Annotated in this window: 23 protein-coding genes; 20 read left to right on the forward strand and 3 right to left on the reverse strand. The window is 69.5% G+C overall.

Annotation, left to right across the window (positions count from 1 at the left end; all coding sequences use genetic code 11):
* Positions 1-63: 63 nt before the first annotated feature.
* The 20 genes from thrB to ACWC0C_RS12530 all read left to right on the forward strand — a co-directional run bounded on the left by thrB (position 64) and on the right by ACWC0C_RS12530 (position 20,216).
* Positions 64-981, forward strand: a complete 918-nt coding sequence (gene thrB, locus ACWC0C_RS12435) for a homoserine kinase (protein ID WP_449197240.1) — start codon at positions 64-66, stop codon at positions 979-981.
* Between the two features lie 403 nt (positions 982-1,384).
* Positions 1,385-3,349: a transcription termination factor Rho gene (rho, locus tag ACWC0C_RS12440; RefSeq protein ID WP_450863603.1), complete on the forward strand. Its 1,965-nt coding sequence runs from the start codon at positions 1,385-1,387 to the stop codon at positions 3,347-3,349.
* Positions 3,350-3,700: 351 nt separating this feature from the next.
* Positions 3,701-4,834 (forward strand): LCP family protein, encoded by a 1,134-nt coding sequence (locus ACWC0C_RS12445; RefSeq protein ID WP_450863605.1) that lies wholly within the window; start codon positions 3,701-3,703, stop codon positions 4,832-4,834.
* A gap of 181 nt (positions 4,835-5,015) precedes the next feature.
* Positions 5,016-5,240: a 50S ribosomal protein L31 gene (rpmE, locus tag ACWC0C_RS12450; protein ID WP_014675000.1), complete on the forward strand. Its 225-nt coding sequence runs from the start codon at positions 5,016-5,018 to the stop codon at positions 5,238-5,240.
* A gap of 108 nt (positions 5,241-5,348) precedes the next feature.
* Positions 5,349-6,416, forward strand: coding sequence for a peptide chain release factor 1 (prfA, locus tag ACWC0C_RS12455; protein WP_449197237.1), 1,068 nt, complete (start codon positions 5,349-5,351; stop codon positions 6,414-6,416).
* Positions 6,417-6,453: 37 nt separating this feature from the next.
* Entirely contained in the window at positions 6,454-7,299 is an 846-nt protein-coding gene (gene prmC, locus ACWC0C_RS12460; protein WP_449197236.1) for a peptide chain release factor N(5)-glutamine methyltransferase, read from the forward strand.
* A 61-nt stretch (positions 7,300-7,360) separates the two neighbouring features.
* The gene (locus tag ACWC0C_RS12465; RefSeq protein ID WP_449197235.1) at positions 7,361-8,008 is read left to right on the forward strand and encodes an L-threonylcarbamoyladenylate synthase; all 648 of its coding nucleotides are present in this window, start codon (positions 7,361-7,363) and stop codon (positions 8,006-8,008) included.
* Positions 8,005-8,682, forward strand: a complete 678-nt coding sequence (locus ACWC0C_RS12470; RefSeq protein ID WP_449197234.1) for an arsenate reductase/protein-tyrosine-phosphatase family protein — start codon at positions 8,005-8,007, stop codon at positions 8,680-8,682. The genes ACWC0C_RS12465 and ACWC0C_RS12470 overlap by 4 nt, the downstream gene beginning before the upstream one ends.
* A 116-nt stretch (positions 8,683-8,798) precedes the next feature.
* Positions 8,799-10,037 carry a serine hydroxymethyltransferase gene (locus ACWC0C_RS12475; protein ID WP_449197233.1) on the forward strand — a complete coding sequence of 413 codons (1,239 nt, stop codon included), beginning with the start codon at positions 8,799-8,801 and terminating at the stop codon, positions 10,035-10,037.
* 151 nt (positions 10,038-10,188) lie between these two features.
* Entirely contained in the window at positions 10,189-11,499 is a 1,311-nt protein-coding gene (locus tag ACWC0C_RS12480) for an MraY family glycosyltransferase (RefSeq protein WP_449197232.1), read from the forward strand.
* A gap of 303 nt (positions 11,500-11,802) precedes the next feature.
* Positions 11,803-12,240 carry a hypothetical protein gene (locus ACWC0C_RS12485; RefSeq protein ID WP_449197231.1) on the forward strand — a complete coding sequence of 146 codons (438 nt, stop codon included), beginning with the start codon at positions 11,803-11,805 and terminating at the stop codon, positions 12,238-12,240.
* A 273-nt stretch (positions 12,241-12,513) separates the two neighbouring features.
* Positions 12,514-13,284 (forward strand): F0F1 ATP synthase subunit A, encoded by a 771-nt coding sequence (atpB, locus tag ACWC0C_RS12490; RefSeq protein ID WP_449197334.1) that lies wholly within the window; start codon positions 12,514-12,516, stop codon positions 13,282-13,284.
* Positions 13,285-13,361: 77 nt separating this feature from the next.
* Positions 13,362-13,610: an ATP synthase F0 subunit C gene (gene atpE, locus ACWC0C_RS12495; RefSeq protein ID WP_069778692.1), complete on the forward strand. Its 249-nt coding sequence runs from the start codon at positions 13,362-13,364 to the stop codon at positions 13,608-13,610.
* Between the two features lie 40 nt (positions 13,611-13,650).
* Positions 13,651-14,199: a F0F1 ATP synthase subunit B gene (locus ACWC0C_RS12500; protein WP_450863610.1), complete on the forward strand. Its 549-nt coding sequence runs from the start codon at positions 13,651-13,653 to the stop codon at positions 14,197-14,199.
* Positions 14,196-15,011 (forward strand): F0F1 ATP synthase subunit delta, encoded by an 816-nt coding sequence (locus ACWC0C_RS12505; RefSeq protein ID WP_450863612.1) that lies wholly within the window; start codon positions 14,196-14,198, stop codon positions 15,009-15,011. Before ACWC0C_RS12500 ends, ACWC0C_RS12505 begins: the two co-directional genes overlap by 4 nt.
* Positions 15,012-15,142: 131 nt before the next feature.
* A complete protein-coding gene (gene atpA, locus ACWC0C_RS12510; protein ID WP_450863614.1) occupies positions 15,143-16,735 on the forward strand; it encodes a F0F1 ATP synthase subunit alpha in 1,593 nt (530 codons plus the stop codon).
* Between the two features lie 21 nt (positions 16,736-16,756).
* On the forward strand, positions 16,757-17,674 hold the full coding sequence (locus tag ACWC0C_RS12515) for a F0F1 ATP synthase subunit gamma (protein ID WP_450863615.1): 918 nt from the start codon (positions 16,757-16,759) through the stop codon (positions 17,672-17,674).
* Positions 17,675-19,111 (forward strand): F0F1 ATP synthase subunit beta, encoded by a 1,437-nt coding sequence (atpD, locus tag ACWC0C_RS12520; RefSeq protein ID WP_450863616.1) that lies wholly within the window; start codon positions 17,675-17,677, stop codon positions 19,109-19,111. It abuts the gene before it with no gap.
* A gap of 129 nt (positions 19,112-19,240) precedes the next feature.
* The gene (locus ACWC0C_RS12525) at positions 19,241-19,615 is read left to right on the forward strand and encodes a F0F1 ATP synthase subunit epsilon (RefSeq protein WP_031171909.1); all 375 of its coding nucleotides are present in this window, start codon (positions 19,241-19,243) and stop codon (positions 19,613-19,615) included.
* A 154-nt stretch (positions 19,616-19,769) separates the two neighbouring features.
* Positions 19,770-20,216, forward strand: coding sequence for a DUF2550 domain-containing protein (locus tag ACWC0C_RS12530; RefSeq protein ID WP_031171908.1), 447 nt, complete (start codon positions 19,770-19,772; stop codon positions 20,214-20,216).
* 14 nt (positions 20,217-20,230) lie between these two features.
* On the opposite strand, the gene ACWC0C_RS12535 is transcribed toward ACWC0C_RS12530, so the two are convergent.
* The 3 genes from ACWC0C_RS12535 to ACWC0C_RS12545 form a co-directional block, all read right to left on the reverse strand.
* Positions 20,231-22,051, reverse strand: a complete 1,821-nt coding sequence (locus tag ACWC0C_RS12535) for a glycosyl hydrolase family 18 protein (RefSeq protein WP_450863619.1) — start codon at positions 22,049-22,051, stop codon at positions 20,231-20,233.
* Positions 22,052-22,177: 126 nt separating this feature from the next.
* Entirely contained in the window at positions 22,178-22,828 is a 651-nt protein-coding gene (locus ACWC0C_RS12540) for a response regulator (protein ID WP_450863621.1), read from the reverse strand.
* Positions 22,825-23,997 carry a sensor histidine kinase gene (locus tag ACWC0C_RS12545; protein ID WP_450863623.1) on the reverse strand — a complete coding sequence of 391 codons (1,173 nt, stop codon included), beginning with the start codon at positions 23,995-23,997 and terminating at the stop codon, positions 22,825-22,827. Before ACWC0C_RS12545 ends, ACWC0C_RS12540 begins: the two co-directional genes overlap by 4 nt.
* Between the last annotated feature and the right edge of the window lie 17 nt (positions 23,998-24,014).

The following is a 24,014-nucleotide window of genomic DNA, read 5'->3' on the forward strand; positions in this document are numbered from 1 at the left end:
GTACGTATCGAATGTCATCGAATGTCTTCGACAGTCACGCAGCTCAAGGAGAGTCAACGAGCGATGGCCGGTCCAGCGTTCCGCGCCGCCGCCGTCCGGGTGCGCGTTCCCGCCACCAGCGCCAATCTCGGCCCGGGCTTCGACGCCCTCGGCCTCGCGCTGGGGCTCTACGACGACGTGGTCGTCCGGGTGGCCGACTCCGGGCTGCACATCGACATCGCGGGTGAGGGCAGCGAGACCCTCCCGCGTGACGAGTCTCACCTCCTCGTCCGCTCCCTGCGCACCGCCTTCGACCTGCTGGGCGGACAGCCCCGCGGCCTGGAAATCGTCTGCGCCAACCGCATTCCGCACGGTCGGGGCCTGGGCTCCTCCTCCGCCGCCATCTGCGCCGGCATCGTCGCGGCCCGTGCGGTGACCATAGGCGGCGAGGCCCGCCTGGACGACGCGGCCCTGCTGGAACTGGCCACCGAGATCGAGGGCCATCCGGACAACGTGGCCCCGTGTCTGCTCGGCGGGTTCACGATCGCCTGGATGGAGTCCGGCGCCGCCCGGGCGATCAGGATGGAGGCCAGTGATTCCATCGTTCCGGTGGTTTTCGTGCCCGGAAAGCCGGTCCTGACCGAGACCGCGCGCGGCCTGCTGCCGCGCACCGTGCCGCACGTCGACGCCGCCGCCAACGCGGGCCGTGCCGCCCTGCTCGTCGAGGCCCTCACCCGGCGCCCCGAGCTGCTGCTGCCCGCCACCGAGGACCGCCTCCACCAGGAGTACCGCGCCCCGGCCATGCCGGAGAGCGCCGCGCTGGTGGAGCGGCTGCGCGCCGACGGCATCCCGGCCGTCATCTCCGGCGCCGGGCCCACCGTCATGGCCCTGGCCGACGCCGAGAGCGCCGACAAGGTCGCCCACCTCGCAGGTGCGGGCTGGGCCGCGAACCGGCTGGACCTGGACGTCCAGGGAGCGAGCGTGCTGCCGCTTGCGACCTGACACACGGTTGCCGGATTTGGAGAGGGGGAATGTTTGTTGGATCCGGTAGTGTTAACCTCAAGTCTGCACCCGACCCCACCATGGCGAGGTGCCTCGTGTCCCCGTCCGGGACAGACATTCTTCCGGGAGCCTCCCGCGCCACTCCGTGTTCCATGTGCCGTACCTGGGCAGTACGTCGTATGCGGGCACTGAGCGGGCCGCCGGGCACGCTTCGGAACAGGTGCTACCACGCCACGTGACACTGGGTGCCACGGCTCGCGGAAGCGCCATCACCGCACATTTCTTCCGCCGCTTTGGCGGACCACCGCCCCGGCACGGTTCACGGAAGACAGGACCGTAGTCGGACAGCACAACCGGTCGCCGAGCCAGACAGGCCGACGTCCGCTCCAGGGAAGGACCCTTCGTGAGCGACACCACCGATCTGATGGGCGCACGTGTCGAGGAGACCGCTGCCGCGCCCGCCACGGACGCCTCCGCGCCTGCCACCGGTGCCGGCTCCCGGCGGCGCCGCGGTACCGGCCTCGAGGGCATGGTGCTGGCCGAGCTGCAGCAGGTCGCCTCGGGCCTCGGTATCAGGGGCACCGCGCGGATGCGCAAGAGCCAGCTGATCGAGGTCATCAAGGAGGCGCAGGCCGCCGGGGGTGCCGCCCCCAAGGCCGAGGCCGCCACCGAGACCAAGCCGAAGCGCCGCGCCACCTCCAAGGCCCGCACCGGCGAGGAAGCCGAGAAGAAGGCGGAGGCCAAGACCGAGGCGCCCGCCGAGAAGGCCGTGGCCCAGCAGCAGATCGAGATCCCCGGCCAGCCGGCCTCCGACGACGCCCCGACCGAGCGCCGTCGCCGCCGTGCCACCGCCGAGGCGGGCAGCCCCGCCGCGGGCAGCGCCGAGACGGTCGCCGCCGAGGCGAAGACCGAGCCCAAGGCCGAGACGCCCGCCCAGCAGCCGCAGGGCGAGGCCGGTGACGGCGAGGGCCGTGGCCGCCGCGACCGTCGCGAGCGCGGCCGGGACCGCGACCGTGACCGCGACCGCCGGGGCAAGGGCGACGACCAGCAGGGCGGCCAGCAGCGTCAGCAGCCGAGCCAGCAGCAGGGCGGCCGCCAGGACCGTCAGCGGGCCGACGAGGACGGGGACGACTTCGAGGGCGGCCGCCGGGGCCGTCGCGGCCGCTACCGCGACCGCCGTGGCCGCCGTGGCCGCGACGAGATCGCCGAGCCGCAGCTGGCCGAGGACGACGTCCTGATCCCCGTCGCGGGCATCCTGGACATCCTCGACAACTACGCCTTCATCCGGACCTCCGGCTACCTGCCGGGCCCGAACGACGTGTACGTCTCCCTCGCCCAGGTCCGCAAGAACGGCCTGCGCAAGGGTGACCACGTCACCGGCGCGGTCCGTCAGCCGAAGGAGGGCGAGCGCCGCGAGAAGTTCAACGCGCTGGTCCGCCTCGACTCCGTCAACGGCATGGCCCCCGAACACGGCCGTGGCCGCCCGGAGTTCAACAAGCTGACCCCGCTCTACCCGCAGGACCGGCTCCGCCTCGAGACGGACCCGGGCGTGCTCACCACCCGCATCATCGACCTGGTCTCGCCGATCGGTAAGGGCCAGCGCGGTCTGATCGTGGCCCCGCCGAAGACCGGTAAGACCATGATCATGCAGGCGATCGCCAACGCGATCACGCACAACAACCCCGAGTGCCACCTGATGGTCGTCCTCGTCGACGAGCGTCCGGAAGAGGTCACCGACATGCAGCGGTCGGTCAAGGGCGAGGTCATCTCCTCGACCTTCGACCGCCCGGCCGAGGACCACACCACGGTCGCCGAGCTGGCCATCGAGCGCGCCAAGCGGCTGGTGGAGCTGGGCCACGACGTGGTCGTGCTGCTGGACTCCATCACGCGTCTGGGCCGCGCCTACAACCTGGCGGCGCCGGCCTCCGGCCGCATCCTGTCCGGTGGTGTCGACTCGACCGCGCTGTACCCGCCGAAGCGGTTCTTCGGTGCGGCGCGCAACATCGAGGACGGCGGCTCGCTGACCATCCTGGCCACGGCTCTCGTGGACACCGGGTCCCGCATGGACGAGGTGATCTTCGAGGAGTTCAAGGGCACCGGCAACATGGAGCTCAAGCTCGACCGGAAGCTCGCCGACAAGCGCATCTTCCCGGCGGTGGACGTGGACGCGTCCGGTACCCGTAAGGAAGAGATCCTGCTCGGTGCCGAGGAGCTGGGCATCGTCTGGAAGCTGCGCCGGGTGCTGCACGCCCTCGACCAGCAGCAGGCGATCGAGCTGCTCCTCGACAAGATGAAGCAGACCAAGTCGAACGTCGAGTTCCTGATGCAGATTCAGAAGACGACGCCGGCTCCGGGTAACGGTGACTGAGCGCCGTTGAGGTGACTGTGGTCGAAAGGGCCGCCCCTCGTCCAGCAGTGACGAGGGGCGGCCCTTTCGTCGTACCGGAAAGCCCGTAAGCGAGATCTTTGCCACAAGAATCTCGTTTGGCACCGGTTTCCAGTAGTACGACCTCGCGGCCTGAAACCCCAGGTGAGAGGGGTGCGCCCGCCCCGGATGACTACACGGAGTGCCCATCGCCGTACGCGATGGGCACTTAGCGTTGTGCAACTCTGTCCCGAGTTTCTCCGTCTGACCATGCGGAGCGACGATGGAGCGGTACTGACCGCGCCTGACCCTGAAAGCAGGGGGTAGCCGACACCGACGAGACCTAGGAGCGATGTGTCCGCCGAGAGCACGCCGGAGCCCGTCATAGCCGAGCCGGGCGAGACCGGCCCCCGCAAGGGCGGCAGGGGCCGCCGCCGCAAGGCTCCCAGCAAGGGCCGTAAGGCCCTGCGCGTCACGGCCTGGACTCTCGCGGGCGTGGTCGTGCTGGGCGGTGCCGGCGTCGGGTACGTGTACCTCAAGCTCAACGGCAACATCAAGAGCGTCGACATCGACCAGGCCCTCGGCAACGACCGGCCCTCGAAGGTCGACAACGGCTCCGAGAACATCCTGGTCCTCGGCTCGGACACCCGCTCCGGCTCCAACAAGAAGCTCGGCGGCGGCATCGACGACGGCAGCGCCCGCTCCGACACGGCGATGATCGTCCACGTCTACGAGGGCCACAAGAAGGCCAGCGTGGTCTCCATCCCCCGGGACACCCTGATCGACCGCCCGGCCTGCACCGACACCAAGGGCACCGCGCACCCGGCCGCGACCGGCGTGATGTTCAACGAGTCCTACGGCACCGGCGGCGCGGCCTGCGCGGTGAAGACCGTCGAGTCGATCACCGGCATCCGCATGGACCACTATCTGGAGGTCGACTTCGCGGGCTTCCAGAGGCTCATCGACGACCTCGGCGGGGTCCCCGTCACCACGACGAAGAACATCAACGACCCGCAGAGCCACCTGACCCTCCAGGCCGGCACCCACACCCTGAACGGACAGCAGGCCCTCGGCCTGGTCCGCACCCGGCACGGCGTGGGCGACGGCTCCGACCTGGGCCGCATCCAGCTCCAGCAGGCCTTCGTCAAGGCCCTGCTCAACCAGGTCAAGCACGTCGGAATCTTCAGCAGCCCCAAGAGGCTCTACGACCTCGCCGACACCGCCACCAAGACGGTCACCACCGACTCCGACCTCGGCTCGGTCAACTCCCTCATCGACTTCGCGGACGGCCTCAAGGGCATCGGCGCCAAGAACATGACCATGATCACCATGCCGGTCCAGTACGACCCGGTCGACCCCAACCGGGTGATCATGGCCAAGTCCAAGGCCCAGCTGGTCTGGGATGCGCTGAGGAACGACCGCCCGATCCCGAAGTCGGCCACGAAGGGTACGGCCACCGGTGAAGCCAAGGGCGTGGTGACCGGCTGAGGGGCGCGGGGGCCTGCGCGAGAACCCACCGCGCGCCCGCACGCGCCCGCAGGAATAGAACAACCGCACCCCCGGTTTGGGTGGATGGCCCCAGTCCTGGCAGACTGGTACGTCGGCTCCGGTTCACGCTCCCGCACCCCGCGGCGGCGACCCGGCGCCCTCCCGAAAACTAGGAGACACCTTGAAGCGCGACATCCACCCCGCGTACGTCGAGACGCAGGTCAGCTGCACCTGCGGCGCGTCGTTCACCACCCGTAGCACCATCGAGTCCGGCACCATCCGGGCCGAGGTCTGCTCCGAGTGCCACCCGTTCTACACGGGCAAGCAGAAGATCCTCGACACCGGTGGCCGTGTGGCCCGCTTCGAGGCCCGCTTCGGCAAGGCTGCTGCCGGCTCCAAGAAGTAGCGAGCCCCATATCGCCGGTCCACGGCCGCGCGCCCTCCTCAGGCGTGCGCCGGGACCGGCGTTTTTGGTCGCCCGCCAGCCCTCCCCCCGCAGTATCAGGAGCCCAAGATGTTCGAGGCCGTCGACGAACTCGTCGCCGAGCACGCCGATCTGGAGAAGAAGCTCGCCGATCCGTCGGTCCACGCCGACCAGGCGAACGCGCGCAAGCTGAACAAGCGCTACGCAGAGCTGTCCCCGATCGTCGCCACGTACCGCTCCTGGAAGCAGACCGGCGACGACATCGAGACCGCGCGCGAGCTGGCGGCGGACGACCCCGACTTCGCCGCCGAGGTCAAGGATCTGGACAAGCAGCGCGAGGAGCTGACTGAGCGCTTGCGCTTCCTGCTGATCCCGCGCGACCCGAGTGACGACAAGGACGTCATTCTGGAGATCAAGGCGGGCGCGGGCGGCGACGAGTCCGCGCTGTTCGCCGGCGACCTGCTGCGCATGTACCTGCGCTACGCCGAGCGCGTCGGCTGGAAGACCGAGGTCATCGACGCCACCGAGTCCGAGCTGGGCGGCTACAAGGACGTCCAGGTCGCGGTGAAGACGCGCGGGCAGATCGAGCCCGGGCAGGGCGTGTGGGCCCGGCTGAAGTACGAGGGCGGTGTGCACCGCGTGCAGCGCGTGCCGGCCACCGAGTCCCAGGGCCGTATCCACACCTCCGCCGCCGGTGTCCTCGTGACCCCGGAGGCCGAGGAGGTTGACGTGGAGATCAACCCGAACGACCTCCGCATCGACGTCTACCGCTCCTCCGGTCCGGGCGGCCAGTCGGTCAACACCACCGACTCCGCGGTGCGCATCACGCACCTGCCGACCGGGGTCGTCGCCTCCTGCCAGAACGAGAAGAGCCAGCTGCAGAACAAGGAGCAGGCGCTGCGTATCCTGCGCTCCAGGCTGCTCGCCGCAGCGCAGGAGGAGGCCGAGCGGGAGGCCGCCGACGCCCGCCGCAGCCAGGTCCGCACGGTCGACCGCTCCGAGAAGATCCGCACCTACAACTTCCCGGAGAACCGCATCTCGGACCACCGCGTCGGCTTCAAGGCGTACAACCTGGACCAGGTCCTGGACGGCGACCTCGACGCGGTCATCCAGGCCTGCGTCGACGCCGACTCGGCGGCGAAGCTGGCAGCCGCGTAACGCCCAACGGCACGTACGAGTACCACGGAGGACTTGCGTGAACCTGCTGCTCGCGGAGGTGGCCCAGGCCACCCAGCGGCTGGCCGACGCCGGCGTGCCCTCGCCGCGCACCGACGCGGAGGAGCTCGCCGCGTTCGTGCACGGTGTGAAGCGCGGCGAACTGCACTCCGTGAAGGACTCGGACTTCGACGCCCGGTACTGGGAGGTCATCGCCCGGCGCGAACAGCGCGAGCCGCTGCAGCACATCACCGGGCGGGCCTACTTCCGCTACCTGGAGCTCCAGGTCGGGCCGGGCGTCTTCGTGCCCCGGCCGGAGACCGAGTCCGTGGTCGGCTGGGCCATAGACGCCGTGCGCGCCATGGACGTCGTGGAGCCCTGCATCGTCGATCTGTGCAGCGGCTCCGGCGCCATCGCGCTCGCCCTCGCCCAGGAGGTGCCGCGCTCGCGCGTGCACGCCGTGGAGCTGTCCGAGGACGCCCTGGTGTGGACGCGGAAGAACGTGGCGGGGTCCAGGGTCGATCTGCGCCAGGGCGACGCCCTGACCGCCTTCCCCGACCTCGACGGACAGGTCGACCTGGTCATCTCCAACCCGCCGTACATCCCGCTCACCGAGTGGGAGTACGTCGCCCCGGAGGCCCGCGACTACGACCCCGAGATGGCCCTGTTCTCCGGCGAGGACGGCCTGGACCTCATCCGCGGCCTGGAACGCACCGCGCACCGTCTCCTGCGCCCCGGCGGGGTCGTCGTGATCGAGCACGCCGACACCCAGGGCGGCCAGGTGCCGTGGATCTTCACCGAGGAGCGGGGCTGGGCCGACGCGGCCGACCACCCCGACCTCAACAACCGCCCCCGGTTCGCGACCGCCCGCAAGGCGCTGCCGTGACCGCCCCGCAGGCAGTGTTCCCCGAAGTCCCGCATTACGTGTACGAGGAGGCCCGCTAGACATGGCACGGCGATACGACACCAACGACGCGACCGACCGCACGACGGGTCTGCGCGAGGCCGCGTCCGCCGTCCGCCGGGGCGAGCTGGTGGTGCTGCCGACCGACACGGTGTACGGCATCGGCGCCGACGCGTTCTCCTCGGAGGCGGTCGCCGACCTGCTCGCCGCCAAGGGCCGGGGCCGCAATATGCCCACCCCTGTCCTCATCGGCTCCCCGAACACGCTGCACGGCCTCGTCACGGACTTCTCCGAGCTGGCCTGGGAGCTGGTCGACGCCTTCTGGCCGGGCGCCCTGACGCTGGTCGCCAAGCACCAGCCGTCCCTCCAGTGGGATCTCGGCGACACCCGGGGCACGGTCGCCATCCGTATGCCGCTCCACCCGGTCGCCATCGAACTGCTCACCGAGGTCGGCCCGATGGCGGTCTCCTCCGCCAACCTCACCGGCCACCCGGCACCGGAGGACTGCGACGCCGCCCAGCAGATGCTCGGCGACTCCGTCTCCGTCTACCTCGACGGCGGCCCGACCCCGGGCAACGTGCCGTCGTCCATCGTGGACGTCTCCCGCGAGGTGCCGCTGCTGCTGCGCGAGGGCGCGATCTCGCCGGAGGAGCTGCGCAAGGTCGTACCCGACCTCGAGGTGGCGAATTGACGGCCCCTGAAGCGGGGCGTGGCATAGGCATCGGGGACCGTCTCGCGGAAGAGACGACGACGTTCGGCTTTCCGCGCGACACCTTCCGCATCCTCCACGTCAGCACCGGCAATGTGTGCCGCTCACCCATCACCGAGCGGCTGACCCGCCATTTCGTCGCGGAGCGGCTCGGCGTGCTCGGCGGCGGGCTGATCGTGGAGAGCGCGGGCACCTGGGGCCACGAGGGCGCGCCGATGGAGGCCAACGCGGAGACCGTGCTGGCCGACTTCGGTGCGGACGCCTCCGGGTTCTTCGGCCGGGAGCTGCTGGACGAGCACGTGATCATGGCCGACCTCGTGCTCACCGCCACCCGCGACCACCGCGCCCAGGTCATCTCCATGGGCCATTCGGCGGGCCTGCGCACCTTCACCCTGAAGGAGTTCACCCGCCTGGTCCGGGCGATAGACCCGGCCACCCTGCCGCCCCTGGAGGAGGGCGTGGTCATGCGCGCCCGCGCACTGGTCCGGGCGGCGGCGGCGCTGCGCGGCTGGCTGCTGGCGCCCACGGCGGAGGCGGACGAGGTCTACGACCCCTACGGGGCGCCTCTTCCGTTCTTCCGGTCCATCGGGGACGAGATACATCAGGCGCTGGATCCCGTGGTGACCGCGCTGACGGGTGTGCCGGCGCGGGCGTAGGGACTCCGGCCGGCGCCGGGACGGCACCAGCGCCGGTTGGACGCCGATACCGGGCGCCCCCGCTGTCCCCGGCCTACATTGGGAGCACGTCACCGTCGACCGCCCGGGAGCCCGCCATGTCGGTCACCCATACCCTCGAGACCGATGTCCTGCGGCGGCAGGACCCGGCGATGGCCGAGATCCTGCTCGCAGAGGGCGCACGGCAGTCCCAGACCCTGCAGCTGATCGCCGCCGAGAACTTCTGCTCGCCGGCCGTGCTCGCGGCCCTCGGCTCGCCGCTCGCCAACAAGTACGCCGAGGGCTACCCCGGCGCCCGGTACCACGGTGGCTGCGAGATCGTCGACCTCGCCGAACGCGCCGCCATCGACCGCGCCAAGGCCCTCTTCGGCGCCGAACACGCCAACGTCCAGGCCCACTCGGGTTCTTCGGCCGTCCTGGCCGCCTACGCCGCCCTGCTGCGCCCCGGCGACACGGTGCTCGCCCTCGGTCTGCACTACGGCGGCCACCTCACCCACGGCTCACCCGCGAACTTCTCCGGCCGCTGGTTCGACTTCGTGGGGTACGGGGTGGACGCGGAGACCGGGCTCATCGATCACGACCAGGTGCGTCACCTCGCCCGCAACCACCGCCCGAAGGCGATCGTGTGCGGCTCGATCTCCTACCCCCGGCACGTGGACTACGCCTTCTTCCGCGAGGTCGCCGACGAGGTCGGGGCCTATCTGATCGCCGACGCCGCGCATCCCATCGGGCTGGTCGCCGGCGGCGCGGCACCCAACCCGGTGCCGTACGCCGACGTCGTGTGCGCGACCACCCACAAGGTGCTGCGCGGGCCGCGCGGCGGGATGATCCTGTGCGGCGGCGAACTGGCCGAGCGCGTCGACCGGGCGGTGTTCCCCTTCACCCAGGGCGGTGCGCAGATGCACACGATCGCCGCGAAGGCCGTCGCGTTCGGCGAGGCGGCAACCCCGGCGTTCGGCGTGTACGCCCATCAGGTGGTCGCCAACGCACGGGTGCTCGCCGGTCACCTGGCCGCCGAGGGCCTCACCGTCACCACCGGCGGCACGGACACCCACATGATCATCGCCGACCCCGCCCCGCTCGGGGTGGACGGCCGCAGCGCACGCGGTCGGCTCGCCGCCGCCGGGATCGTCCTGGACTGCTGCGCACTGCCGCACGGCGACGGCCGCGGCCTGCGCCTGGGCACGGCCGCGGTGACCACCCAGGGCATGGGGGAGCCGGAGATGGTGCGGATCGCGGCGCTGATCGCGGCCGTGCTGCGGGGCGGGACCGACCCGGCCGGGGCACGGGACGACGTGCGCTTGCTCACGGGCGATTTTCCGCCGTATCCGGGCTGAACAGGGGTAGGCGGTGTCCCGTACACCCTGATGTGCGCCGTGGTCCACAGCCACACGTGCAACCATCGTGGCTACCCGGAAGTCCCCATCCATATACGTCCATCGCTAGGGTATGGGGCTGTGATGGCCAGCGAGACCTGTGGGGAAGCCTGTGCGTGAATACCTGCTGACGCTCTGCATCACGGCCGCGGTGACGTATCTGCTGACAGGGCCGGTACGGAAGTTCGCGATCGTGGCCGGGGCGATGCCGGAGATCCGGGCACGTGACGTGCACCGGGAACCCACTCCGCGCCTCGGCGGTATCGCGATGTTCTTCGGCCTGTGCGCGGGTCTGCTGGTCGCGGACCACCTGACCAACCTCAACGAGGTCTTCGCGAAGTCGAACGAGCCGCGGGCCCTGCTCTCCGGCGCGGCCCTGATCTGGCTGATCGGCGTCCTGGACGACAAGTTCGAGATCGACGCGCTGATCAAGCTGGGCGGACAGATGATCGCCGCGGGTGTCATGGTCGTGCAGGGTCTGACGATCCTGTGGCTGCCCATCCCCGGCGTCGGCAATGTGGCGCTGACCCAGTGGCAGGGCACGCTGCTGACCGTCGCGCTCGTGGTCATCACGATCAACGCGGTGAACTTCGTGGACGGCCTGGACGGCCTCGCGGCCGGCATGGTCTGCATCGCGGCCGGCGCGTTCTTCCTGTACGCCTACCGGATCTGGTACTCGTACGGCATCGAGGCCGCCGCCCCGGCGACGCTCTTCGCGGCCATCCTGATGGGCATGTGCCTGGGCTTCCTGCCGCACAACATGCATCCCGCGCGGATCTTCATGGGCGACTCGGGCTCGATGCTGATCGGTCTGGTGCTGGCGGCCGGAGCGATCTCCATCACGGGACAGATGGACCCGGACGCGCTGGGCCTGTACGTGGGTTCCGAGAAGGCCGCGGTGCACGCGACGGTCCCGGTCTACATCCCCCTCCTCCTCCCGCTGACGATCATCGCCGTACCGGCCGCGGACCTGGTCCTCGCGATCGTCCGGCGTACCTGGCGCGGCCAGTCCCCGTTCGCCGCGGACCGCGGGCATCTGCACCACCGGCTGCTGGAGATCGGCCACTCGCACAGCCGGGCCGTGCTGATCATGTACTTCTGGTCGGCGCTGATCGCCTTCGGGGCGCTGGCGTACTCGGTCAACTCGGCCTCGATGTGGATCGTGCTCGGCGTGGTCTTCCTCAGCGCGGTCGGCCTGGTCCTGCTGCTGCTCCCGCGCTTCACGCCGCGGGTGCCGGTCTGGGCGCAGCGGTTCGTGCCGCCGCGTTACCGGCGGCGGCGCCGTACGGCCGGGGCGGATGTGCCGGTGGAGGCCGGCGTGACGGAGGAGGCCGAGGAGCGGGCCCCTGTCGCCGCCGGGATCTCGGGCGTCAACGGAGCTACCGCGATCGGCCCCCGTTCGCGTTTCGTTGATCGCCGGTGAGACGACACAAGGTAAGAATCTGACGAGAGCATTGCCCACTCATGGGGGAGCAAAGCCCCCTAATACCAGACAAGTGGGCGGGGTTTCTGCACAGACGCGCACAGTCAGTCTCATGTGTGACAGCAAGCACACCTACCAGGTAAAGACCTCATCAAATAGTTTGTGATACGGTTCACGAGAACCCCGGATAGAGCCGAAGGACCGTAGTGCGACGGTCCCTTGGTGTGAGGTCTCGATCACTCAGCCCGGGACTACGCTCGTCCATGACGACACCCTGCCCCCTGTGAAAGCGGAGTTGCCGCCATGCCGTCCAAAGACGCCCGGAACCTTCTGCAGATCGCTGTGCCCGCAGCGGCTGCAGGCGTGATCGCTGTCGCCGTGAGCGCCGCGGTCGCGGGGGGTAAGGGTGCGCTCGGGGCGGCCGTCGGCACGGTGCTGGCCATCCTGTTCATGGGAATCGGCCTGTACGTGCTGCAGTGGACGGCAAAAACGCTCCCGCAGCTGTTCCAGATGATGGGGCTGTTGCTCTACGTCGCTCAGCTGCTGCTCCTCCTGATCTTCGTCGCTGTTTTCAAGGACACCTCCCTCTTCAACGCGAAGACGTTCGCCGTGTCGCTCGTCGTCGCGACCGTGGTGTGGATGGCCGCGCAGGCTCGCGCGCACATGAAGGCCAAGATCTTCTACATCGACCCGGACTCCGCGAAGAGTGAGAAGCCCGAGAAGACAGGGCCGAAGCAGTGAGGCGTAGGGGCGGGATAAAGGCTTGTGAGATCTCCTGCTATCGTCCGGTGCCAACTGCGGCATCGCGGGCGCGGGCATCTGAGCTGACGCCTGCTCAATCGCGAGGCTCGATGCCCCCCAGCCGCCCCCACATCCGTAACACCAGTCCGGTGCCGATCCGCGGCCGTGTGCCGCGCCGACACAACGAGGTTGCCGTACCCATGCGTCACGCCGAAGGAGCCCGCGGTGAGTGCTGACCAGACCCAGCTCGCCTTTGACTGGAGTTGTCGGATCATGTCCGACAACGGGTGCGGCTTCCCGGCCCCGGGCCTGCAGTCCTTCCTGTTCAAGCCGCTGGTCACCGTCGGGGGCTTCGAGTTCAACAAGGTGATGCTGCTCGCGCTCATCACCACCGTGCTCGTCATCGCGTTCTTCTGGGCCGCCTTCGGCAAGGCCAAGGTCGTCCCGGGCAAGCTCCAGATGGTCGGCGAGGCCGGCTACGACTTCGTACGCCGCGGCATCGTGTACGAGACCCTCGGCAAGCGCGAGGGCGAGAAGTACGTCCCGTTCATGGTCTCGCTGTTCTTCTTCATCTGGATCATGAACGTCTGGTCCGTGATCCCGCTGGCGCAGTTCCCGGTGTCCTCGGTCATCGCGTTCCCGGCGGTGCTGGCCGCGATCGTCTACATCACCTGGGTCGCGCTCACCTTCAAGCGGCACGGCTTCGTCGGCTTCTTCAAGAACGTCACGGGCTACGACAAGTCGCTCGGTGGTGTGCTGCCGCTGGTCATGGTCATCGAGTTCTTCTCGAACCTGCTGGTCCGCCCGTTCACGCACGCCGTGCGACTGTTCGCCAACATGTTCGCCGGTCACCTGATGCTGGTCATGTTCACCGTGGCCTCCTGGTACCTGCTGAACAGCTGGATGGTCCCCGCGGCCGGCGTGTCGTTCATCATGACGCTCGCCATGATCTGCTTCGAGCTCTTCGTCCAGGCCGTCCAGGCGTACGTGTTCGTGCTGCTGGCCTGCTCCTACATTCAGGGCGCTCTCGCCGAGCACCACTGAGCCGTACCACCCCCGCCAACCCCCAGACGTCCGGTGGCCAACCCCCACCGGTCCATGAAAGAGAAGGAAGAACCGGCATGTCCGCTGCTCTTGAGACCCTCGCCGCCACCGCTGGTGTCCACGGCTCCGTCGGCTCGATCGGCTACGGCCTCGCTGCGATCGGCCCCGGCATCGGCGTCGGCATCATCTTCGGTAACGGCACCCAGGCCCTGGCCCGCCAGCCCGAGGCCGCCGGTCTGATCCGCGCCAACCAGATCCTGGGCTTCGCCTTCTGTGAGGCGCTCGCCCTCATCGGCATCGTTATGCCGTTCGTGTTCGGTCGGTAATTGACCCACCTACCGACACGTTTCGACGAAAGGCACTGATGTGATCGCCAACCTGGTACAGCTGGCGGCCGAGACCGAGCAGAACCCGCTCGTTCCCGAGAGCCCTGAGCTGGTCGTCGGCACCATCGCCTTCGCCATCGTGTTCTTCTTCTTCTGGAAGAAGCTGCTTCCGAACATCAACAAGGTTCTGGAGGAGCGCCGCGCGGCGATCGAAGGTGGTATCGAAGAGGCCGACGCCATGAAGGTGGAGGCCGCGAGCGTCCTTGAGCAGTACAAGGCCCAGCTCGCCGAGGCCCGGCACGAGGCCGCGCGCCTGCGCCAGGAGGCGCAGGAGCAGGGTGCCTCGCTCATCGCCGAGATGCGGGCCGAGGGCCAGCGGCAGCGCGAGGAGATCGTCGCCGCCGGTCACGCCCAGATCGAGGCCGACCGCAAGGCCGCCGCGCAGACGCTGCGTCAGGACGTCGGCAAGCTCGCCACCGATCTGGCCGGCAAGCTCGTCGGCGAGTCCCTCGAGGACCACGCCCGCCAGAGCCGTGTGATCGACCGCTTCCTCGACGAGCTCGAGGAGAAGGCCGAGGCCACGCGATGAACGGAGCGAGCCGCGAGGCCCTGGCAGCCGCACGGGAGCGTCTCGACGCGCTGACGGACTCGACGTCCGTGGACGCCGTGTCGCTCGCCGACGAGCTGGCGGCCGTCACCGCGCTGCTCGACCGCGAGGCCGGACTGCGCCGGGTCCTCACCGACCCGGCGAAGCCCGCAGAGGCCAAGGCGGACCTGGTCCAGCGCCTGATCGGCGGCCAGGTCAGCGGGCCCGCCGCCGACCTGGTGGCCGGGGTGGTGCGCTCCCGCTGGTCGCAGTCGCGTGACCTGGTGGACGCGCTGGAGCAGCTGGCGGACATCGCCGACCTCACTGCCGCGGACAAGCGGGGCAACCTCGACGAGGTGGAGGACGAGCTGTTCCGGTTCGGCCGGATCGTCTCCTCCAGCACCGACCTGCGGGCCGCGCTGACCGACCGCGCCGCCGGTACGCCGGCCAAGACCGAGCTGCTGCACCGGCTGCTCGGCGGACGGGCCAAGCCGATCACCGAGCGTCTGGTGACGCGCCTTGTGACCGCGCCGCGTGGACGTAGCCTGGAAGCGGGACTGGAGTCCCTGTCCAAGCTCGCCGCCGAGCGCCGGGAGCGCATGGTCGCCGTCGTCACCTCGGCGGTGCCGCTGAGTGACGGCCAGAAGCAGCGCCTCGGCGCCGCCCTCGCCAAGCTCTACGGTCGGCGGATGCACCTGAACCTGGACGTGGACCCCGAGGTCGTCGGCGGTATCCGGGTGCAGGTCGGTGACGAGGTCATCAACGGCTCCCTCGCGGACCGGCTGGACGACGCCGCCCGCCGCATGGCGAGCTAGCAGCAACTCGATATTTCGAGAAAAGCAGTACGTACTTACGGCCCGGTTGGGCCGTGCAGAGGATTCCTGGGGGTCGCCCCCAGACCCCCAAGTTGAAACTTCGGGCCCAACAAGGAGAGCAGGGAACCCAGATGGCGGAGCTCACGATCCGGCCGGAGGAGATCCGGGACGCGCTGGAGAACTTCGTCCAGTCGTACAAGCCGGACGCGGCCTCGCGCGAGGAGGTCGGTACGGTCACCCTTGCCGGCGACGGCATCGCGAAGATCGAGGGTCTTCCCTCGGCCATGGCCAACGAACTGCTGAAGTTCGAGGACGGCACCCTCGGCCTCGCCCTCAACCTCGAGGAGCGCGAGATCGGTGCCATCGTCCTCGGTGAGTTCAGCGGCATCGAGGAGGGTCAGCCGGTCACCCGTACCGGTGAGGTCCTCTCCGTCGCGGTCGGCGAGGGCTACCTCGGCCGCGTTGTCGACCCGCTCGGCAACCCGATCGACGGCCTCGGCGAGATCGAGACGTCCGGCCGCCGTGCGCTGGAGCTGCAGGCCCCCACGGTCATGCAGCGCAAGTCGGTGCACGAGCCGATGGAGACCGGCTACAAGGCCGTCGACGCGATGACCCCGATCGGCCGTGGTCAGCGTCAGCTGATCATCGGTGACCGCCAGACCGGCAAGACCGCCCTGGCCGTCGACACGATCATCAACCAGCGCGACAACTGGCGCACCGGCGACCCGAAGAAGCAGGTCCGCTGCATCTACGTCGCCATCGGCCAGAAGGGCTCCACCATCGCCGGCGTGCGCCGCGCGCTGGAGGAGAACGGCGCCCTGGAGTACACGACCATCGTCGCCGCCCCGGCGTCCGACCCGGCCGGCTTCAAGTACCTGGCGCCGTACACCGGTTCGGCCATCGGTCAGCAGTGGATGTACGAGGGCAAGCACGTCCTGATCATCTTCGACGACCTGTCGAAGCAGGCCGACGCCTACCGCGCCGTGTCCCTGCTGCTGCGCCGCCCGCCGGGCCGTGAGGCCTACCCGGGTGACGTCTTCTACCTGCACTCCCGGCTGCTGGAGCGCTGCGCCAAGCTCTCCGACGACATGGGTGCCGGTTCGATGACCGGTCTGCCGATCGTCGAGACCAAGGCCAACGACGTCTCGGCGTTCATCCCGACCAACGTCATCTCCATCACCGACGGCCAGTGCTTCCTGGAGTCGGACCTGTTCAACGCCGGTCAGCGCCCCGCGCTGAACGTCGGTATCTCCGTCTCCCGAGTCGGTGGTTCCGCCCAGCACAAGGCGATGCGCCAGGTCTCCGGCCGTCTGCGTGTGGACCTCGCCCAGTTCCGTGAGCTGGAGGCGTTCGCCGCCTTCGGTTCCGACCTGGACGCGGCCTCGAAGGCGCAGCTGGAGCGCGGTTCGCGCATGGTCGAGCTGCTGAAGCAGGACCAGTACCAGCCGATGGCCACCGAGGACCAGGTCGTCTCCGTCTGGGCCGGCACCAACGGTCGTATGGACGAGGTCCCGGTCGTCGACATCCGCCGCTTCGAGAAGGAACTGATCGACTTCCTGCACCGGAAGCACCAGGGCCTGATGACCTCCATCAAGGAGGGCGCGAAGATGTCGGACGACACCATCCAGGCGATCGACGACGCGGTGGCCGAGTTCAAGAAGCAGTTCGAGACCTCGGACGGCAAGCTGCTCGGCGAGGACGTCCCTGCCGCTGCCGCCAAGTGACGTAAGGAAGGGACCTGACTCATGGGAGCCCAGCTCCGGGTCTACAAGCGTCGCATCCGATCCGTCAGCGCGACCAAGAAGATCACCAAGGCGATGGAGATGATCGCCGCCTCGCGCGTCGTCAAGGCGCAGCGCAAGGTGGCGGCCTCCACGCCGTACGCGACCGAGCTGACGCGCGCGGTCACGGCGGTCGGCACCGGCTCGAACACCAAGCACCCGCTCACCACGGAGGCGGAGAACCCGACCCGTGTCGCGGTCCTGCTCCTCACGAGCGACCGCGGCCTGGCCGGCGCCTTCAACTCCAACGCCATCAAGATGGCGGAGCAGCTGACCGAGCGCCTGGAGCGCGACGGCAAGCAGGTCGACACGTACATCGTCGGCCGGCGCGGTGTCGCCCACTACAACTTCCGTGAGCGCAAGGTCGCGGAGTCGTGGACGGGCTTCACGGACGAGCCGACGTACGCGGATGCCAAGAAGGTCGCGGCGCCCCTGATCGAGGCCATCGAGAAGGAGACGGCCGACGGCGGTGTGGACGAACTCCACATCGTCTTCACCGAGTTCGTCTCGATGATGACGCAGACGGCGCTGGATGCCCGACTGCTGCCGCTGCGCCTCGAAGAGGTCGCCGAGGAGGCTCACCCCAAGGGTGAGATCCTCCCGCTGTACGACTTCGAGCCCTCGGCGGAGGACGTCCTCGACGCCCTGCTGCCGCGCTACGTGGAGAGCCGTATCTACAACGCGCTGCTCCAGTCGGCCGCTTCGAAGCACGCCGCCACGCGGCGCGCGATGAAGTCGGCCACCGACAACGCGGGCGAGCTGATCAACACGCTCTCCCGTCTTGCCAACGCGGCCCGCCAGGCCGAAATCACCCAGGAAATCAGCGAGATCGTCGGTGGCGCGAGCGCACTGGCCGACGCGACCGCGGGGAGTGACCGATAAATGACCACCACTGTTGAGACCGCGACGGCTACGGGCCGCGTCGCCCGGGTCATCGGCCCGGTCGTCGACGTGGAGTTCCCCGTCGACGCGATGCCGGAGATCTACAACGCCCTGCACGTCGAGGTCGCCGACCCGGCGAACGCGGGCGAGAAGAAGACGCTGACCCTGGAGGTCGCCCAGCACCTGGGTGACGGCCTGGTCCGCACCATCTCCATGCAGCCGACCGACGGTCTGGTCCGCCAGGCCGCGGTGACCGACACGGGCGCGGCGATCTCCGTCCCCGTCGGCGACTTCACCAAGGGCAAGGTGTTCAACACCCTTGGTGAGGTGCTGAACGTCGACGAGACCTACGACGGCGAGCGCTGGCCGATCCACCGCAAGGCCCCGAACTTCGACGAGCTCGAGTCCAAGACCGAGATGTTCGAGACGGGCGTCAAGGTCATCGACCTGCTCACCCCGTACGTCAAGGGCGGCAAGATCGGCCTGTTCGGCGGCGCCGGCGTCGGCAAGACGGTGCTCATCCAGGAGATGATCTACCGTGTCGCCAACAACCACGACGGTGTCTCCGTGTTCGCCGGTGTCGGTGAGCGCACCCGTGAGGGCAACGACCTGATCGAGGAGATGTCCGACTCGGGCGTCATCGACAAGACCGCGCTGGTCTTCGGTCAGATGGACGAGCCCCCGGGCACCCGTCTGCGCGTCGCGCTGGCCGGCCTCACCATGGCCGAGTACTTCCGTGACGTCCAGAAGCAGGACGTGCTGTTCTTCATCGACAACATCTTCCGCTTCACGCAGGCCGGTTCCGAGGTCTCCACGCTGCTCGGCCGTATGCCGTCCGCGGTGGGTTACCAGCCGAACCTGGCCGACGAGATGGGTCTCCTCCAGGAGCGCATCACCTCGACCCGCGGTCACTCGATCACCTCGATGCAGGCGATCTACGTCCCCGCCGACGACCTGACCGACCCGGCCCCGGCCACCACCTTCGCCCACCTCGACGCGACGACGGTTCTGTCCCGTCCGATCTCCGAGAAGGGCATCTACCCGGCCGTGGACCCGCTGGACTCCACGTCCCGGATCCTGGACCCGCGCTACATCTCCGCGGACCACTACAACGCCGCCATGCGCGTGAAGACGGTCCTGCAGAAGTACAAGGACCTCCAGGACATCATCGCGATCCTCGGTATCGACGAGCTCGGCGAGGAGGACAAGCTCGTCGTCCACCGTGCCCGTCGCGTGGAGCGCTTCCTGTCCCAGAACACCCACGTCGCCAAGCAGTTCACCGGCGTCGACGGGTCGGACGTGCCGCTGGACGAGTCGATCGCCGCGTTCAACGCGATCATCGACGGTGAGTACGACCACTTCCCGGAGCAGGCGTTCTTCATGTGCGGTGGCCTGGAGGACCTCAAGGCCAACGCCAAGGAGCTGGGCGTCTCCTGAACTCCCTGAGTTCGTGAGAGGGGCGCGGGCCCACCCCCTGCGGGGTGCGTCCAGCCCCTCTCTCCACGCCTACTAGAATTGACCCCAACACCCGGCAGAACCGCCGGGTGGTGACCCGAGGAGCCACCCTTGGCTGCTGAGCTGCACGTCGAGCTGGTCGCCGCCGACCGCCAGGTCTGGTCCGGCGAGGCCACCCTGGTCGTCGCGCGCACCACGTCCGGCGACATCGGCGTCATGCCCGGTCACCAGCCGCTGCTCGGTGTGCTGGAGTCGGGCCCGGTGACCATCCGTACGAGTGACGGTGGAACGGTCGTCGCCGCGGTGCACGGCGGTTTCATCTCGTTCGCGGACAACAAGCTGTCGCTGCTGGCCGAGATCGCCGAGCTGTCGGACGAGATCGATGTCCAGCGCACGGAGCGGGAACTGGAGCGCGCGAAGGCGGAGGGCGACGCCGCCGCCGAGCGCCGCGCAGACGTCCGCCTGCGTGCGGCGGCGGCGCGCTGAGTCCAGCGCGCGGTACGTTGACGTCACTCAGCCGCGGCCGGCCCGGAGCAATCCGGTGCCGGTCGCGGCTGAGGCAGATGTGGGTGTTTTTCCGGTTTCATTACTCAGTGACAGTCGCAGTTCCAGTACTCAGGAGACGAGGAGGTCGGTGCCGATGGTCCTCGCTCTGACTGTGTGCGGGATCGTGGTCGCGCTCGTGGTGGTGGGACTGTTCCTGTTCGGGCTGCGCCGCAGGCTCATCCAGCGCTCCGGCGGCACCTTCGACTGTTCCCTGCGCTGGGACGTGGCCGAGAAGCCGGACGCCAACGGAAAGGGCTGGTCCTACGGCGTCGCCCGCTACAACGGCGACCGCATCGAGTGGTACCGCGTCTTCTCCTACGCCTTCCGCCCGCGCCGCACGCTGGAGCGCGCCGCCATCGAGGTGGCCGGCCGCCGGCTGCCCGAGGGCGAGGAGGAACTGGCGCTGCTCTCCGACGCGGTGGTCCTCGCCTGTACCCATCGGGGCACGCGCCTCGAACTCGCCATGAGCGAAGACGCGCTGACCGGATTCCTCGCGTGGCTGGAGGCAGCCCCGCCCGGTCAGCGCGTCAACGTCGCTTAGGACACTTACGGGTACTACAGGTTGCTGCTGATGGCGTTCACCAGCTCACCGTTGCTGGTGTCGCCGCTGAACTCCCAGAAGAACGCACCGCCCAGACTCTGGGACTTGGCCCAGCTCATCTTCCCGGCGATGGTCGACGGGGTGTCGTACGACCACCAGTTGCTGCCGCAGTGGGCGTAGGCCGTACCGGCGATCGTGCCGGTGACGGGGCAGGACGTCTTGAGCACCTTGTAGTCCTCGATGCCCTGCTCGTAGGTGCCGGCCGCCGGGCCCGTGGCCGTGCCGCCCGGGGCGTCCTGGGTGACACCGGTCCAGCCGCGGCCGTACAGGCCGATGCCGATGAGCAGCTTGGACGCGGGGACCCCGATGGACCTGTACTTGGCGATCGCGTCGGCCGTGTCGTAGCCGGCCTTCGGCATGCCGAAGTACGAGGTGAGCGGGGAGTGCGGGGCCGTCGGGCCCTGGGCGTCCCAGGCGCCGAAGAAGTCGTAGGACATCACGTTGTACCAGTCGGCGTAACTCGCGGCACCGGCGTAGTCGGCGGCATCGATCTTCCCGCCGGACGTACCGTCGGCGGTGACCGCGGCCGTGACCAGCTTGCCGCTGCCGAACTTGGCGCGCAGCGCGGCCAGCACGTTCTTGAAGGCCGCCGCCCCGCTGGTGTCGCAGGACAGGCCGCAGGCGTTGGGGTACTCCCAGTCGATGTCGATGCCGTCGAAGACGTCGGCCCAGCGCGGGTCCTCGACCAGCTTGTAACAGGAGTCGGCGAACGCGGTCGGGTTGGCCGCCGCCTGCGCGAAGCCACCGGACCAGGTCCAGCCGCCGAAGGACCACAGCACCTTGAGGTTCGGGTACTTGGCCTTCAGCTCGCGCAGCTGGTTGAAGTTGCCGCGCAGCGGCTGGTCCCAGGTGTCGGCGACGCCGCTGACGGACTGGTCGGCGGTGAACGCCTTGTCGTAGTCGGCGTAGGAGTCGCCGATCGCGCACTGGCCATTGGTGACATTGCCGAAGGCGTAGTTGATGTGCGTGATCTTCGCCGCGGAGCCGGACGTCACCAGGTTCTTGACGTTGTAGTTGCGGCCGTAGATGCCCCACTCGGTGAAGTAGCCGAGTTTGACCTTGCCGCCGGTGGTCGGGGGAGTGGTGGTGCCGCCGGTGGTGTGCACCTTGACCGCGCCGCTGACCGGGCCGGTCTGGTCGGCGGTGTCCCGGGCCTGCACGGTGTAGGAGTAGTCGGTGCCGGCGGTCAGGCCGCTGTCCGTGTACGACGTGGTGGTCACGGTGGAGACGACCTTGCCGTCGCGCAGCACATCGTAGTTCTTGACGCCCTTGTCGTCGGTGGCCGCACCCCAGGAGAGCTTGACCGAGGTGTCGGTGATGTTCGACGCGGTCGGGGTGCCGGGGGCGCTCGGGGCCGCGTCGCCCGGGACGGTCGTACCGTCACAACTGTCGCCGTTGAGCTTGCAGTTGCCCGGCGACCCCGGCCCCGAGCCGTTGAAGCCGAAGGAGACGGAGGCACCGGGGGCGATGGTGCCGTTGTAGGACTTGTTCTTGGCGGTCCAATGGTTGCCGGAGCTGGTGACGTCCGCGTCCCAGGCGGAGGTGACGGACGTCCCCGAGGGGAAGTCCCACTCCACGGTCCAGGAACTGATGCCGGCGGTGCCGGTGTTCTTGATGGTCCACTGACCGCCGAAGCCGGTTCCCCAGTCGCTGGTCTTGGTGAAGCTCGCCGTCGCGTTGGTCGCGGCCTGGGCCGGGCTCGCGAGACCGACGAGGCCGGCCAGGGGGAGCAACAGGGTCGCGAAGCCTGCCGCGGCTCTGTGTCTGAAGCGCATGCTGCGCCTCCTCGCTATGGAATGAGGGGTGGGGCATGACTGAGCCTTCACGCCCACGGTGCCGCGAGAATAGAAAGGTCTGGACCACAGGTCAATAGGTCTGGACCACTTGCCCGGTGCGGTCCGCTAGATTCCCAACTCCTGTGCCAGTACGGCAGCTTGGACCCGGCTGCGCAGCTCCAGCTTGGCCAGCAGCCGGCTGACGTGCGTCTTCACCGTGCCCTCCGCCATCTGCAGCCGCTGGGCGATCTCGGCGTTCGACAGCCCCTGGCCGACACAGGACAGCACCTCGCGCTCGCGCCGGGTCAGCCCGTCCAGCACGGCCGGATCGGCCCTCGACTCCCGCGCCCCTCCCGCCGCGAACTCGGCGAGCAGCCGCCGGGTCACGGCCGGCGCGACGATTCCCTCCCCGCGCGCCACCGTACGGACGGCCGCCACCAGGTCCTTCGCCTCGGCGTTCTTCAGCAGGAACCCGGCGGCTCCGGCCCGCAACGCCCCGAAGACGTACTCGTCCAGGTCGAAGGTGGTCAGCACGAGGACGTCGGCCAGCCGTTCGGCCACGATCTGCCGGGTCGCCGACACCCCGTCCAGGCGCGGCATCTGTACGTCCATCAGTACGAGGTCCGGCCCGAGCTCCCGGGCCAGCTGCACCGCCCGCTCGCCGTCCGCCGCCTCGCCGATCACCTCGATGCCGGGCGAACTGCGCAGGATCAGGACGAGTCCGGCGCGCACGGCGGACTGGTCCTCGGCGACGAGGACCCGGATGGGCGGGTTCATGCGGGGTCTCCTCCAGTGAGCGGAAGGGTGGCGCGTACGGTCCACAGTCCGGCCCCGGATCCGGCCGCGAAGGTGCCGCCGAGCAGCGCCGCCCGCTCCCGCATCCCGGTGAGCCCGGAGCCCGAGCCCGGCGCGCGCGGGGCGCCACCGGGCCGGTAGGGGCTGGCGACCTCGACACGCAGGGTGCCGTCGGCCTGCCGCAGGACGACCCGGACCGGCCCCGGCGCCGCGTGCTTGAGCGCGTTGGTCAGCGACTCCTGCACGATCCGGTAGGCGGCCAGTTCCACCGGCGCCGGCACCGGACCGTGACCGGCGTCGAGGCGGACGTCCAGGCCGCCCGCGCGGGCGCCCTCGACCAGTCCGGCGAGGCCGTCGAGGGTCGGCGTGGCGGCCGGTTCCAGATCGCCGCTGCTGTCCCGCAGGATGCCGATCAGCCGCCGCATCTCGGCCAGCCCCGCCACACTGTTCTCCCGGATCACGCCCAGGGCCTCCCGGGAGGTCCGCGGATCGTCGAGGGACAGCGCGGCCGTGGAGTGGATGGCGATCGCGGACAGGTGGCCCGCCACCATGTCGTGCAACTCCCGTGCCATCCGGGCCCGTTCGGCCGTGACCGCCTGGGTGCGGTCCATCTCGGCGAGCAGCGCGGTCTGTTCGGCGCGCAGCCGGGCGGCCTCGGCGGCGTCCCGGTGGTTGCGCACCACCCAGCCGGTCGCGGCGGGCGCCAGCGCGACCACGCCGATACCCACACCGATCAGCAGCGCGTGCGGATCGCGCCAGAGGGCGGCTGGTACGACACCGCCGAGGACCGTCAGCAGCCCGGTGATCCAGGGGATGCGGCGGGCGGAGGACGGGGTGCCGTACAGGACGGCCGCGTACATCAGGTCGGTGTACAGCACGACGGTGACGACGCTGCCGAGCGTCACCGTGTCCAGGGTCAGCGCCACCGTGCCGACCAGCAGGCCGAACCGGGGCCGGGTGCGGCGCACCGGCTCGACCGCGGCCGTCACGGCGAGCGGTACCAGCGGCGCCCAGGGCGCGGCCCACAGCACCAGCGGGTCCGAGGGCACGCGCGGGTGGATCCCGAACAGCCACAGCAGCACCCCGCCGAGCAGCCCGCCCACGGCGATCCGCACGTCGTGGCGGTGGGGGCGGGGGAGTGTGAGGGCCATGCCCCCATCCAACACGG

This window comes from Streptomyces sp. NPDC001709 (genome assembly GCF_053596375.1).

Bases quoted from the DNA above. Each gene is read 5' to 3' on its own strand.
- prfA (WP_449197237.1), top strand. From the start codon at position 5,349: ATGTTCGAGGCCGTCGACGAACTCGTCGCCGAGCACGCCGATCTGGAG.
- atpB (WP_449197334.1), top strand. From the start codon at position 12,514: ATGTCCGACAACGGGTGCGGCTTCCCGGCCCCGGGCCTGCAGTCCTTC.
- atpA (WP_450863614.1), top strand. From the start codon at position 15,143: ATGGCGGAGCTCACGATCCGGCCGGAGGAGATCCGGGACGCGCTGGAG.
- atpE (WP_069778692.1), top strand. From the start codon at position 13,362: ATGTCCGCTGCTCTTGAGACCCTCGCCGCCACCGCTGGTGTCCACGGC.
- ACWC0C_RS12545 (WP_450863623.1), bottom strand. From the start codon at position 23,997: ATGGCCCTCACACTCCCCCGCCCCCACCGCCACGACGTGCGGATCGCC.
- ACWC0C_RS12540 (WP_450863621.1), bottom strand. From the start codon at position 22,828: ATGAACCCGCCCATCCGGGTCCTCGTCGCCGAGGACCAGTCCGCCGTG.
- thrB (WP_449197240.1), top strand. From the start codon at position 64: ATGGCCGGTCCAGCGTTCCGCGCCGCCGCCGTCCGGGTGCGCGTTCCC.
- ACWC0C_RS12515 (WP_450863615.1), top strand. From the start codon at position 16,757: ATGGGAGCCCAGCTCCGGGTCTACAAGCGTCGCATCCGATCCGTCAGC.
- ACWC0C_RS12530 (WP_031171908.1), top strand. From the start codon at position 19,770: ATGGTCCTCGCTCTGACTGTGTGCGGGATCGTGGTCGCGCTCGTGGTG.
- ACWC0C_RS12465 (WP_449197235.1), top strand. From the start codon at position 7,361: ATGGCACGGCGATACGACACCAACGACGCGACCGACCGCACGACGGGT.
- ACWC0C_RS12485 (WP_449197231.1), top strand. From the start codon at position 11,803: ATGCCGTCCAAAGACGCCCGGAACCTTCTGCAGATCGCTGTGCCCGCA.
- ACWC0C_RS12475 (WP_449197233.1), top strand. From the start codon at position 8,799: ATGTCGGTCACCCATACCCTCGAGACCGATGTCCTGCGGCGGCAGGAC.
- ACWC0C_RS12505 (WP_450863612.1), top strand. From the start codon at position 14,196: ATGAACGGAGCGAGCCGCGAGGCCCTGGCAGCCGCACGGGAGCGTCTC.
- ACWC0C_RS12535 (WP_450863619.1), bottom strand. From the start codon at position 22,051: ATGCGCTTCAGACACAGAGCCGCGGCAGGCTTCGCGACCCTGTTGCTC.
- atpD (WP_450863616.1), top strand. From the start codon at position 17,675: ATGACCACCACTGTTGAGACCGCGACGGCTACGGGCCGCGTCGCCCGG.